General features: G+C 73.2%; 14 protein-coding genes. 7 read left to right on the top strand and 7 right to left on the bottom strand.

Going from position 1 to position 11,849, the window contains the following annotated elements; translation table 11 throughout:
* Nucleotides 1–1,188 carry a VWA-like domain-containing protein gene (locus ACH5AO_RS11075; RefSeq protein ID WP_398923950.1) on the top strand — a complete coding sequence of 396 codons (1,188 nt, stop codon included), beginning with the start codon at nucleotides 1–3 and terminating at the stop codon, nucleotides 1,186–1,188.
* 134 nt (nucleotides 1,189–1,322) lie between these two features.
* On the opposite strand, the gene ACH5AO_RS11070 is transcribed toward ACH5AO_RS11075, so the two are convergent.
* On the bottom strand, nucleotides 1,323–1,991 hold the full coding sequence (locus ACH5AO_RS11070; protein WP_398923949.1) for a TetR/AcrR family transcriptional regulator: 669 nt from the start codon (nucleotides 1,989–1,991) through the stop codon (nucleotides 1,323–1,325).
* 57 nt (nucleotides 1,992–2,048) lie between these two features.
* Here ACH5AO_RS11070 and ACH5AO_RS11065 point away from each other — a divergent pair, with 57 nt between their 5' ends.
* Together ACH5AO_RS11065 and ACH5AO_RS11060 are read left to right on the top strand one after the other, a co-directional pair.
* A complete protein-coding gene (locus tag ACH5AO_RS11065) occupies nucleotides 2,049–3,497 on the top strand; it encodes an MFS transporter (protein ID WP_398923948.1) in 1,449 nt (482 codons plus the stop codon).
* On the top strand, nucleotides 3,494–3,889 hold the full coding sequence (locus ACH5AO_RS11060; RefSeq protein ID WP_398923947.1) for a cupin: 396 nt from the start codon (nucleotides 3,494–3,496) through the stop codon (nucleotides 3,887–3,889). The genes ACH5AO_RS11065 and ACH5AO_RS11060 overlap by 4 nt, the downstream gene beginning before the upstream one ends.
* A 193-nt stretch (nucleotides 3,890–4,082) precedes the next feature.
* Here the strand turns inward: ACH5AO_RS11060 and ACH5AO_RS11055 are convergent, their stop codons facing one another.
* On the bottom strand, nucleotides 4,083–4,298 hold the full coding sequence (locus ACH5AO_RS11055; RefSeq protein WP_398923946.1) for a DUF397 domain-containing protein: 216 nt from the start codon (nucleotides 4,296–4,298) through the stop codon (nucleotides 4,083–4,085).
* Complete coding sequence (locus tag ACH5AO_RS11050; protein ID WP_398924052.1) at nucleotides 4,295–5,239, bottom strand: helix-turn-helix domain-containing protein; 945 nt, start codon at nucleotides 5,237–5,239, stop codon at nucleotides 4,295–4,297. Before ACH5AO_RS11050 ends, ACH5AO_RS11055 begins: the two co-directional genes overlap by 4 nt.
* Before the next feature lie 150 nt (nucleotides 5,240–5,389).
* Here ACH5AO_RS11050 and ACH5AO_RS11045 point away from each other — a divergent pair, with 150 nt between their 5' ends.
* A complete protein-coding gene (locus ACH5AO_RS11045) occupies nucleotides 5,390–5,995 on the top strand; it encodes an ATP-binding protein (protein WP_398923945.1) in 606 nt (201 codons plus the stop codon).
* A gap of 58 nt (nucleotides 5,996–6,053) precedes the next feature.
* Here ACH5AO_RS11045 and ACH5AO_RS11040 read toward each other — a convergent pair whose 3' ends face one another.
* A complete protein-coding gene (locus ACH5AO_RS11040) occupies nucleotides 6,054–6,680 on the bottom strand; it encodes a TetR/AcrR family transcriptional regulator (RefSeq protein WP_398923944.1) in 627 nt (208 codons plus the stop codon).
* A gap of 149 nt (nucleotides 6,681–6,829) precedes the next feature.
* On the opposite strand from ACH5AO_RS11040, the gene ACH5AO_RS11035 reads away from it, so the two are divergent.
* A complete protein-coding gene (locus tag ACH5AO_RS11035; RefSeq protein WP_398923943.1) occupies nucleotides 6,830–7,963 on the top strand; it encodes an FAD-dependent oxidoreductase in 1,134 nt (377 codons plus the stop codon).
* A 40-nt stretch (nucleotides 7,964–8,003) separates the two neighbouring features.
* Here the strand turns inward: ACH5AO_RS11035 and ACH5AO_RS11030 are convergent, their stop codons facing one another.
* Nucleotides 8,004–8,981: a helix-turn-helix domain-containing protein gene (locus ACH5AO_RS11030; protein WP_398923942.1), complete on the bottom strand. Its 978-nt coding sequence runs from the start codon at nucleotides 8,979–8,981 to the stop codon at nucleotides 8,004–8,006.
* Between the two features lie 250 nt (nucleotides 8,982–9,231).
* Here ACH5AO_RS11030 and ACH5AO_RS11025 point away from each other — a divergent pair, with 250 nt between their 5' ends.
* The gene (locus ACH5AO_RS11025) at nucleotides 9,232–9,822 is read left to right on the top strand and encodes a L,D-transpeptidase family protein (protein WP_398923941.1); all 591 of its coding nucleotides are present in this window, start codon (nucleotides 9,232–9,234) and stop codon (nucleotides 9,820–9,822) included.
* A 40-nt stretch (nucleotides 9,823–9,862) separates the two neighbouring features.
* Here ACH5AO_RS11025 and ACH5AO_RS11020 read toward each other — a convergent pair whose 3' ends face one another.
* Both ACH5AO_RS11020 and ACH5AO_RS11015 read right to left on the bottom strand, forming a co-directional pair.
* Nucleotides 9,863–10,666, bottom strand: a complete 804-nt coding sequence (locus tag ACH5AO_RS11020) for a VOC family protein (protein WP_398923940.1) — start codon at nucleotides 10,664–10,666, stop codon at nucleotides 9,863–9,865.
* 2 nt (nucleotides 10,667–10,668) lie between these two features.
* Nucleotides 10,669–10,989 carry a hypothetical protein gene (locus ACH5AO_RS11015; protein ID WP_398923939.1) on the bottom strand — a complete coding sequence of 107 codons (321 nt, stop codon included), beginning with the start codon at nucleotides 10,987–10,989 and terminating at the stop codon, nucleotides 10,669–10,671.
* On the opposite strand from ACH5AO_RS11015, the gene ACH5AO_RS11010 reads away from it, so the two are divergent.
* Nucleotides 10,988–11,839: a sulfurtransferase gene (locus ACH5AO_RS11010; RefSeq protein ID WP_398923938.1), complete on the top strand. Its 852-nt coding sequence runs from the start codon at nucleotides 10,988–10,990 to the stop codon at nucleotides 11,837–11,839. The genes ACH5AO_RS11015 and ACH5AO_RS11010 overlap by 2 nt on opposite strands.
* Nucleotides 11,840–11,849 lie beyond the last annotated feature (10 nt).

Here is an 11,849-nt window from a genome sequence, read left to right as displayed (position 1 = left end):
ATGACGGACGCCGCCCGCAACCACCTGGACACGACCAAACTGCTCGCCGCCCGCTACCGCGCCGCGAACGACCGCCCCTACCTGGCCTCGGCCCTGTACGCCCTCACCGTCGTACCGAGTTCCGACGTGCCGACGATGGGCGTGGACCGACACTGGCGCTGCTACGTGTCGCCCGCCTTCGTCGACGCGACCCCCGTGGAGGAACTCGCGGGCGTATGGATCCACGAGGCGGCGCACCTCCTGCGGGACCACCACGGCCGGGCCGGCCGGCTCCCCGCCGCCGACCAGCGCGACCGGTACCGCGTCAACGTCGCCCAGGACTGCGAGATCAACGACGACCTCCTCACCGACGGCCTGCGCCTGCCCGCCGGACGCGTCGAACCCCGCCTCTTCGGCCTCCCCGAAGGGCAGCTTTTCGAGGCGTACCTACCGCAACTGCCCCCGCACGTAAGGGAACACGACTGCGGATCGGGCGCCCACGGCCGTCCCGCCCCCTGGGACCTTCCCGGATCCGCCGGCCCCGCCGCGCTCGGCGACGTCGAGGCCCAGGCGCTGCGCCGGCACACCGCCGAGGCGATGCGCGCCCACCAGCGCGCCCGCGGCACCCTGCCCGCCGGCTGGCAGCGCTGGGCCGAGGAGCTCCTGGAACCCACGGTGGACTGGCGGCAGGCCCTGTCCGGCGCGGTCCGGGAGGCCGCCGCGTGGGCAGCGGGCGCCATCGACTACACCTACCGCCGCCCGTCGCGCCGCACCCCGGCGCTGCGCGGCGTCGTCCTGCCCAGTCTGCGCCGTCCGCTGCCCCGGGTGGCCGTCGTCGTCGACACCTCGGGTTCGATGGGTGACGCGGAACTCGCCGCCGCCCTGGGGGAGATCACGGGCGTGCTGCGCGAGGTCGGCGTGCGCGGCAACCGCGTCACCGTCCTCGCCTGCGACGCCGACGTGCACGCCGTGTCCCGGGTGACGTCCACCGAGCAGGTCACCCTCGGCGGCGGGGGCGGCACGGACATGCGCGTCGGCATCGACGCCGCCCTCGCGACCCGCGACCGCCCCTCGATCGTCATCGTCCTCACCGACGGACTCACCCCCTGGCCGGACGAGACCCCGTCCTGCCGCCTGATCGCGGCCCTGATCGGCGACGGCGCACCGCAGCCCCCGGGCTGGGTGGAGACGGTACGGGTCACCGCCTGACGGCGTGGCCGGCCGCGGGCCCGCCGGTGCGGGGACCGCCCGTAAAGGGAGACGACCCACGGAAGCCGCGTCACGGGCCCGTCCGCCCCGCTCGCGTGGCACCGACGGCCGGACACATCGCCGGTGAGGCCTCGTCAGCGGCCGGCGAGGAGGCCGTCCACCAGGGCCCGGAGCCCGTCCCGGTAGGTGTCCTCGGCGGTCAGCGGCGCCCAGCGGTCCGCGGCCTGTGCCAGGCGGGGCAGTTCGCTCGGGTCGAGACCGGCGAAGACCTGCTCCCGGTAGGTCGCGCGGTCGTCGTCCGCGCGCCGCCGGGCCGCCGTCGTCCGGACCACGATCTCTCCGGCGGTGTAGTACCAGATCGCACGGTAGCCGTGCACGGCCCGGTCGAGGGAGAGGCCGCACCCGACCAGGCCGTCGACGATCTGCTCGACGAACCACAGCGCGCTGGTGGACAGCAGGTCGTCGGCGGTCAGCACCTCCACGATCCAGGGGCAGGCGGCGAGCGCCTCGTGGATCGCGGCGGCGGCCACCACGACCCGCTCGCGGGGGTCGGCGGGCAGTTCCGGCCGGCGCAGGGTCCGGGCGGCGTAGTCGTCCAGCAGGAGGACCAGCAGTTCCTCCTTGTCGCGGACGTGGTGGTAGAGCGCCATCGGCGTACTGCCGACCTCCGTGGCCAGCCGCCGCATGGTCAGCCGGTCCACACCTCCCTCCTCCACGATCCGGCGGGCCGTCCCGATGATCGCCTCGCGGGAGATGCGGGGAGGCCGGCCCGGGGTTCTGCGCGGTGCGGACGGTTGCGGCATGCCCCCATCATTCCCCAGGTGTCGACAACGGCGAACCCCGGCGCTAAGTTTTCTTACATGTATAAAAACTCTCGTGGGAGGCCCGGAGTGGTGCTGGCGGCGGCGGCCGTCGCCCAGTTCGTCGTCGCCCTGGACATGTCCGTGGTCAACGTCGCGTTACCCGCGATCCGTACGGCGCTGGGATTCGCGCCGCTCGACCTGTCGTGGGTCGTGCACGTGTACGCGCTCACGTTCGGCGGGTTCCTGCTGCTGGGGGGCCGTGCCTGTGACCTGTACGGGCGGCGCCGGATGTTCGTGCTGGGGCTGACCGTCTTCGGGCTGTGCTCGCTGGCGGGCGGGCTGGCCCAGGACCCCTGGCACCTGATCGCCGCGCGCGCCGGGCAGGGCCTGGGCGCCGCCGCGGCCGCGCCGGCCGCGCTGGCGATGCTCACCACCACCTTTCCCGAAGGCCCCGGACGCGTCCGGGCGCTGGGGGTGTGGAGCGCGGTGAACGCCGCGGGCGGCGCGCTGGGCGTCCTGGCGGGCGGCCTGCTGACCGAGTACGCGGGCTGGCGCTGGATCATGCTGGTCAACCTGCCCATCGTCGTAGTGGCTCTCGAGCTGGTCCTCACGGGGGTGCCCGCCGGGACCCCGCCCGCCCGGCGCGAAGGGCTGGACACCTGGGGCGCCGTCCTGGCGACGGGCGGAGTCGGGCTGCTGGTGCTCGGTGTCGTCCGCACCGACACCCTGGGCTGGGGCTCCCCGGCCACGTGGACGACCCTCGCCGCCGCGGCCGTGCTGCTCGCCGCCTTCGTCCTCGCCGAGGCGCGGGCCGCCGCACCCCTGCTCCGCCTCGGCCTGCTGCGCAGCCGCTGGGTCGCGGGCGCGAACGTGCTGGTGTTCCTGGCCGCGGCCGGGCAGTTCACGGCGTTCTACTTCGTCTCCCTGTACATGCAGCAGGTCCTGGGCATGGGAGCCGCGGCGACCGGCATCGCATTTCTGCCCTTCTCCCTGGGCCTGGTCGCGGGAACCGTCGTCGCGACCCGCCTCACCGCCTCCCGCACCCCCCGCGCGTCCCTGGTGCCCGGCGCCCTGCTGGCCGCCGCGGGCCTGGCCTGGTTCGCCCTCATCAGCCCCGACGGCAGCTTCCTCACCGACGTACTCGGCCCGTCCCTCGTCACCAGCGTCGGCGCCGGGCTGGTCCTGGCGCCGGTCGCCGCCGCCGCGACCACCGGCGTCGCCCCGCGTGAGGCCGGCATGGCCGGCGGCCTCATGAACAGCTCCCGCCAACTCGGCGGCTGCATCGGCCTGGCCGCCCTGGCCACCATCGCCGCGCACCACACCGGCACGACCGCCGACCCCGCCGCGCTCAACGACGGCTACGCCCTGGGCCTGGCCGTCGCCGCCGCCGTCTTCGTGCTCGCGGCGGTCGTGGCCGTCGGCGTACTGCCGCGCCGCCGGGCCGTCACTCCCGTCCCGCGCCCCACCACTCCCGAACCGAACCGGCTGGAAGGAACTTCGTCATGACGACCGCCCCCATCGACCTGTTCACCTCGGCGCTGCACGTCCACCCCGACGGCGATGTCCGGGCCGCCGGACGGCAGATGACGGGCAGCGGCTCCGGCGCCTGGCAGATCGCCACGTTCCACGTGGAGACCGACACCGACGTCCACGCCGACCACTGGGAGATGCACCCGGAGGCGGAGGAGGCGGTGTGCTGCCTGACCGGCGGTGTCCGCCTCTACTTCCGTCCCACCACGCCCGGCGGGGCCGAGGACATGGTGCGGCTGCGGGCGGGCACCGCCGCGATCGTCCCCCGCGGCCGCTGGCACCGCCTGGAACTGGACGCCCCCAGCGACCTGATGTCGATCACCCTCCGCGACGGCACCCGCCTGGAGAAGCGCACCGACACCCACTGACCGACGGGCGGCCGGGCAGCATCACCAAGCGCCCCTGGACCACAGGACCGGCAGAAGGAGGCCATCGACCTGGTCCTCCGCCAGAGGGGGCAATTCGCCGACGAGTGGTCCGAGAAGGGGTTCCGGAGGGCTGAACGTGAGGGCCCTGCCGACCTGGACCTTGGCCGGCAGAGCCCTCACGGTCGTACGAGCGTCAGACGCGCCGCTCCGAGGAGGCCAGCCCGACGAAACCCGCCCAAGCCTCACGTGACACCACGAGCATGGGCCCGGCGGCGGCCTTGGAGTCCCGGACGCGCACAACCGCTGTACCGGGCGCGACCTCTACACAATCACCGCCCTCGGTTCCGCTGTAGCTGCTCTTGAACCAAGCGAGATCGGAGGCGACGGTCGAGGACTCAGCGTTGTTCATAGCGATCCCAGCAACCCTTCGATGAGCTCCAGTGACTCTCGCGGACTGAGAGCCTGTGATCGGATAATCCCATAGCGGGCGGCGGCCAGAACCCCTTGCTCCGGGTCGGTCTGTAGAGAGCCGATTCCTTGAGCCTCTGCGTACACGAACTTTTTGCCGTCCTTCCGAGTCACAACGGTGAACGGCCCGTTCACGCCGGCGTTGTCCTCGCGGTCGACTGGCATGACCTGGATCTCGACGTTGCGCCTCTGCCCGATCAGCAGCAGGTGCTCCAACTGCCCGCGCAGCACGGATTTTCCTCCGTAAGGGCGCCGCAGGATTGCCTCATCGAGTACGAAACTCAGTAGCGGGGCGGGCCGACGATCGAAGATGTCCCGCCGGGCCAAGCGTGCCGTCACTCGCTGCTCGATGGTCTCCTCGTCCAAGGGCGGTCGCCTCATGGCGAGCAGCGCCCTCATGTACTCCTCTGTCTGAAGCAGCCCTTTGACCACCAGGGTGTCGTAGGCGACCAGCTCAACGGCTTCCTTCTCCAAGGCCGCCATCCCCTGAAAGAACACCGGATACTGAGCCCGCTCCACCTGCTCCTTCCACAGGCACAGCAACCCACCCGCCCCCAGCACCTCATCCGCCCGCTCGATCGTCCTCGGTGTCGGAATCCTCCGCCCCTGCTCGAACGATGCGATGGTGGACGCCGAGTACCCGAGCCGCCGCCCGAACTCCTCGCGCTCCAGCCCCTCCCGTACCCGCAGCGTCTTCATGGTCTGCCCGAACGCGACCACGACACCCCACCCGGCCTCGTCCTCCGGCCGCCGCCCGGCCCCGTCGTCGTTCTCCCACCCGTCCCCGAGACTCACGACCGCCGCACCCGCGCCACTGCCGTCGTTCTCACGCTCCCCGGGAACCGCCTCGGCCCCGGCCTCCGCACCCGCGCGCTCCGCCATGTCCACCACCGCCTTCTCTCGCTCAACGCCCCCGCAAGGGACGCCGTCACGGCGCGCGGCTCCGACACGCGCGTACACCTCGGGTACAGCCGCCCCCTGTCGCTGCGTCACCACTGGTCACGCTACGCGACCGACGGGACCGTGAGAGGCGTGACGACAAAACCCATCAATCCCACGGACACCACCCAACCTGCCACCCCCTGCTCCCCCTTGAAGGCACCCCCGCCACCGGACCGCACCTTCGGGATGCGCTTCACGTCCACACCCCGCGGAGCCCGTCTCGCTCGCCGCCTCGCGGCCGTCCGCCTGGACGCGTGGGGCATCCCGTACGGCACCGACCCGCACGACGCGATCGTGCTGATCGTCGCCGAACTCGCCGCGAACGCCGTGAGCCACGGCCACGTCCCCGGCCGGGACTTCCACCTCCGCCTCCGGGTGACCCCCGACGGCCGCACCGTGCGGGTGGAGGTCACCGACCCCCGCACCGAACGCCACCCCCGCCGCCCCACTGTCGCGGAGGAGGCCGACGTCACCGACGAGACCGGCCGCGGACTGCTCCTCGTGTCACAGCTCGCGACCCGCTGGGACTGGCACCCGCGCCCGGACGGCCCGGGCAAGACCGTCTGGGCGGAGTACGAGCAGGTACGCGCCGCTCTGCGGGAGTGGAACGGCTATGACCCCGGTGTGCGCGAACAGGCAGCATCGGACGCCGAGTTGGACAGACGGATCGGTGAGGCCAGAGGGCGAACCGCCTGATCGTCGGGGAGGGCGAACCGGCACCCTCCCCGCGGTGGAAGGGCGGCGGGATCCACGCTCACTCCTCGCTCCGTACGAGCGCGTTCCAGCCCTCCTCCAGGAGGTCGAAGGCCCGGTCGACGACCTCGCGGGGGGTGGCATGGGGGTAGGCCGCGCGGGGGGCCTCGAGGGCGAAGTGGGCCAGGGCGGTGCAGGCGGGGTCGTCCGCGGGGCGGCCGCTCTCCTCGGCGATGACCCGGGCGAGCGCGGTGGTGTGGCGCAGCCACATCTTCTGGCCGTAGTCGAGCAGGGCGGGAGTGCGGGTCACCAGGTCGGTGAAGGCGGCGAAGCGGGCGTCGCCGTCGGCGGAGACCAGGCGGGTGGTCAGGGCGTGTTCGCGCAGCGCGGCGGGGATGGACCGGCCCTCGGGGCGCTCGCGGACGGCCGCGAGCAGGTGGGTCTCCCGGTCGGTCTCCTCGTCGAAGACGAGGGCCTCCTTGACCGGGAAGTGCTTGAACAGGGTGGTGGTGGACACGTCGGCGGCGTCCGCGATCTCGCGGATGCCGACCTCGTCGTAGCCGCGCTCCAGGAACAGGCGCAGCGCGGCGTCGGCGATGGCCCGGCGGGTGGCGGCCTTCTTGCGTTCGCGGCGCCCCACGGGTGCGGGGGAGTGGCCTGTCGCGGTGTCGGTCGTCGTTCTGGGCATGCCGGCATCCTATCTCTCCGGTTGACTCGCTTCAAAAGTTGAGTTGTTGCACTTATTGAGTCGGTGTGCTTTTCTGGGGCGGCGGCCGCGAGGCACCGCCCGGCCGCTCTCTCCCCTCTCGGGACCGCGCTCAACGAACGGAGCACACCGTGCACACCACTCCCGCACCCCGCATCGCCGTCATCGGCGCCGGCCCCGGCGGCCTGACCTGCGCCCGCATCCTCCAGCGGCACGGCATCGCCGTCACCGTCCACGACCGCGACGCCGGCCCCGACGCCCGTGACCAGGGCGGCACTCTCGACCTGCACGCCGACAACGGCCAGATCGCCCTGCGCGAAGCCGGCCTCCTGGAGGAGTTCTTCGAGCTGGCCCGCCCCGAGGGGCAGGAGATGCGCCAGCTGGACCCGGCCGGCACGGTCCTCTTCCACCACGTCCCCGAGCCGGACGAGCGGTTCAAGCCGGAGATCGACCGCGGCCAGTTGCGCGACCTGCTGCTCGGCTCGCTCCGGCCCGGCACCGTGCACTGGAACCACACCCTGCGCTCCGTCGACGGCCCCGCCGAAGGACCTCGGCGGCTGCACTTCACCGACGGCACCACCGTCGAGGCCGACCTCGTCGTCGGCGCCGACGGCGCCTGGTCCACGGTCCGCCGCGTCGTCTCCCCGGCCACCCCTCAGTACACCGGCGTGAGCTTCCTGGAAGCCTGGTTCCACGACGTCACGACCCGGCACCCCGACATCGCCGAACTCGTCGGCCAGGGCGGCGCCGCCGCGGCCGACGGCGACCGCGGCCTGTTCGCCCAGCGCAACAGCGGCGACCACATCCGCGTCTACCTCATCCAGCGCGTCCCGGCCGACTGGATCACCGCCGACGGCCTCACCCCGCAGGACACCGACGGCATCCGCGCCCGCCTCCTGGAGCGCTACCGCGACTGGTCACCCCGCCTGCGCCGGCTGATCACCGACAACGACGGCCCTTACGTCGACCGCCCGATCTTCGCCCTGCCCGTCCCGCACACCTGGGAGCACGACCCCACGGTGACCCTCCTCGGCGACGCCGCCCACCTCATGCCCCCGCTCGGCGTCGGCGTCAACCTCGCCCTGCTGGACGCCTGCGAACTCGCCCTAGCCCTCGTCCACCACGACACCGTCGGCGAAGCCGTCCGCGCTTACGAGAAGACCATGCTTCCCCGCTCCACGGAGACGGCCCGGCTCCTCGACGGCGCCGCCGCCGACCTGCTCTCCACCGAACTGCCCGACTTCGCCACCGCCGACCACCACTGACACCCGGGGGCGGCGGGCCGAGAGGACAACCGGGTCCCCGTCATTCCCGCCCGATCAGGAACACCTGATCGTCCCCGCCCCGTTCCGCGCAGCGCTCCACCGCGGCCGCCGCGCCCGCCTCCCCGGCATCCCCGCGGACGCCCACGCACAGCGCGTCGTCCTGTGCCGACCGCAGCCGCCATCCGTCGGTGCCGTCGGCCCGCTCGACGCGGAACCACTGGGTGACCCCGCCCGCCCGGCAGTCGGTCCAGGGTTCGAGTGTGTTCTTGAACGCGCCGTCGCCCAGGACGGTGAGGCAGCCGGGGCCGTGCACCGGGTGGTGGAACAGGATCTGGTACAGGCCGTCGTCCGCCCGCTGGAGGGACACGCGCGGAGGAACGGCCTCCGCGCACGGCCGCTGCACCGCGAGCAGTTTGGACTCCCCGCCGCCGTCCGCGCGGACCTCCCCGTCGGTCAGGCACAACCCGGGTGCGCGCGCCGGGCGGACGCGTGAGAAGCCGGCGGCCGGACCGGGGGCGACCGCCGGGTTCGTGGTCGCCTCCCCGTGCGCCGCGCCGCCGGTGGGTTTCCCGCCGTCCTGCTCGAACAGCACCGTCGCGCCGACGGCGAGCAGGGCGACCGTGCCGAGGGAGGCGACCGTGGCGGTCAGGGCGGTCCTGCCGCGACCGACGCCCGCCGGCTTCGGCGGCCGGCCCGGGGATTCCGGTCCCTGGTCCGTCCCCTCGGCCTCAGGGCCCTCCCCGGCAGCCAGTCGCTCCCTGGCAGCCAGCCACTCCGGCACGTCCCGCTCGGCGCCGCACGCCCGGACCAACGCCGCGACCACCTCCGCGCGCGGCAGAGCGTCCCGCCGCAGGACGTCGGCCAGGGTGCTGCGCGCCAGCACCTCGTCGCGTTCGGCGGCCCGCTGCTCCAGTTGACGGTAGGTCAGTCCGCTGCGCTCCTTGAGCTCCCGCAGCAGAGCGACGTACTCGTGTGCCGTCCGCGCGTCCGCGGGATTCACGCCCTCCGAGACCACCATGCCGTCATTCTCATCACCCCCGTCACGGTAGGCAACTCTTGTCCGGCGCCGCTCGGACAGCCCAACTGCGAAGCCGGGAAAAGCCGTTGACCAGGCCGGACAGTCCTCCCGCTGTCCCGGACACCTCAAGTCCTTGCCGGACAGGATCCGTCCGCCAAGACTCCGGTACCGCCGCCGCGTTCCGGACCCACGGGGGTGGACCGGACGCGGCGCCGCCACCGAACCCGTTCACGACAGAAGGAGTCGTCCCATGTCCACGCACCGTCTGCGCGCCCGGATCGCCCCGCTCGCCCTCACCACCGCCCTGGTCGGCGGCCTGGCCGTCACCACGACCGCGACCGCCCCCGACGCCCACGCGGCGGGGAGCAGCTACTACCTGTACTTCAAGAAGAACACGTCCAACCCGATCAACTCCAAGCTCTACCTGATGAAGAGCATCGCCAACGCCAAGGACAAGGTCGTCGCCAAGTACCGCGCCGGCTCCGGCAACGGCAGCCAGAACGAGTGCGCCACCAACAAGGGATGGCTGCCCGGGACCAACACGAAGAACGGCAAGTACAAGATCGAGTTCCACCGCACGAACTTCGACGGCATCATCAACGGCTACGTCATCAAGCTGTCCGACAAGAAGTGCAGCAAGGGCACCAAGCGCACGGAACTGTTCGTGCACAGCGAGATGAAGCCCAACGGCAAGCAGGGCACCATCGAGTCCGAGCGCTGGGACGGCACGCGCGACTACTACTCCAACGGCTGCATCAAGCTGAAGCCGGCCGACATCAAGGACCTCTTCGCCAAGGCCAAGCGCTACGGCTGGCCGAAGACGCTGTACGTCGTCAAGTAAGCCGCGCGGAAGCCGCCGGGGGGCGGGCAGGGCCCGCGCGTCAGCGCGGGCCCTCCACCACCGCGAACCGTGCCCCCTCCGGATCCGCCACCGCGGCGACGCGGCCGTGGGGGCCCTCGTGGGGCGGGACGAGGAGCCGGCCGCCCAGGCGGAGTACCCGCTCCACCGCGTCGTCGGTGCCGGCGACGGTGAAGTACGTCGTCCAGTGCGGGCCCCGGTCCCGGGGAAGGGCCCTGCCCACCCCGTGGACGCCGGCCACCGGGCGTCCGTCCAGACGCAGGGTGACGTGGTCGGGGTCGGCGGGGACCGCCGGTTCCTCGTCGTGACCGAACACGGTCTCGTAGAACTTGGCGGTACGGGCCGCCTCGAAGGTCGTCAGCTCGTACCAGGCGGGGGTGCCGGGCACGCCGGAGACGGCGGTGCCCGGGCTCGCGGCCGCCTGCCAGACGCCGAAGACGGCACCGCAGGGGTCGGAGCCGATCGCCAGCCGGCCGGAGTCGGCGGCGTCCAGCGGGCCCACCCCGACGGTGCCGCCGCGCGACCGCACCGCGTTCGCCGTCAGGTCCACGTCGTCCGAGGCGAAGTAGGGCGTCCAGGCGACCGGCAGATCACGGCCCGGCGGCAGCACGCCGATGCCGGCCACCTCGCGCCCGTCGAGCAGGGCACGCACGTACGGGCCGAGTTGCCGGGGTCCGGGGCGGAACTCCCAGCCGAACAGCGCCCCGTAGAACTCCTCGGTCGCCTCCAGGCCGTGCACCGTCAGGCTCACCCAGCAGGGTGTGCCGGGTGTGTGCCGGGTGGGCGCCTCGCCGTTCGGGCGGGCGTTCCCCCGTGCGTCGGTCATCGTCACTCTCTTCTCGGCCGCCGCGCGGTGGCCGTGCTCTCCTCGACCCGGCGGGGTCGCATCGTGTGCGGTCCGCGGGTGATGCCCGTGCCGATCGGGGCGCCGGCCGCGGTCCGTCGCGGTGCACGTTCCCGCGCGGGCCCTGTTCCCGGAGGATGCCCGATGTGCGGGTCCCCGTCCCCTTCGGCGCGCTCGCCGACGGGAGTCGATCGGTTGTACAGCACGTGCCCGATCCGGTACGCCTTGTGATCGGGGTCGTCCGGCCGAGCAGAGTAGCCGGACGTGGGCGGCTCGGCCACCCCGTGCGCGAGGATGGTGGCCATGAACGCCATCATCTCCGCATCCGAACTCGCGAACGCGTCGGCGGGCGCCAACCCGCCGGTGCTGCTCGACGTCCGCTGGCAGCTCAGCGTGGCCACGGCGACCGGTGAGCCGCCGTTCGACGGGCGGGCCGCGTACGAGGCCGGGCACCTTCCCGGCGCCGTCTTCGTCGACCTCGACGAGGAACTGGCGTCCGCGCCGGGCGGTCACGGACGCCATCCGCTGCCGGACCTCGCGGTGTTCGGCGCCGCGATGCGGCGGGCGGGCGTGTCGTCCCGGAGGCCGGTGGTCGTGTACGACGGGGGTCTGGGCTGGGGTGCCGCCCGCGCGTGGTGGCTGCTGCGCTGGACGGGTCACCCGGACGTGCGGGTCCTCGACGGCGGGTTGCCGTCCTGGGAGGGGCCGTTGGAGACGTCGGTGCCGCGGCCGGCCGAGGGGGACTTCGTACCGGTGCCGGGGGCGGCCGGGCTGCTCGACGCCGACGGCGCGGCGGCGCTGGCGCGTTCGGGGGTGCTGCTGGACGCCCGCGCGGGGGAGCGGTACCGCGGTGAGGTGGAGCCGATCGACCGGGTGGGCGGGCACATCCCCGGTGCGGTCTCGGCGCCCACGACGGAGAACGTCGGCGCCGACGGCCGCTTCCTGCCCGCGGACGAACTGGGCGCCCGCTTCGAGGAGCTGGGCGTGTCGCAGGGCTCACCGGTCGGCGTGTACTGCGGCTCGGGTGTCTCCGGCGCGCACGAGGTACTGGCGCTGGCGGTCGCGGGCATCCCGGCGGCGCTGTACGTCGGTTCCTGGTCGGAGTGGTCGTCCGACCCCGGGCGGCCGGTCGCGGTGGGACCGGACCTGCAGTAGACCGTTCCGC

Origin of the sequence: Streptomyces sp. NPDC018964 (assembly GCF_044390325.1) — a bacterium.
Lineage (GTDB): Bacteria > Actinomycetota > Actinomycetes > Streptomycetales > Streptomycetaceae > Streptomyces.
This window is presented reverse-complemented; position numbering and strand designations above follow the sequence as displayed.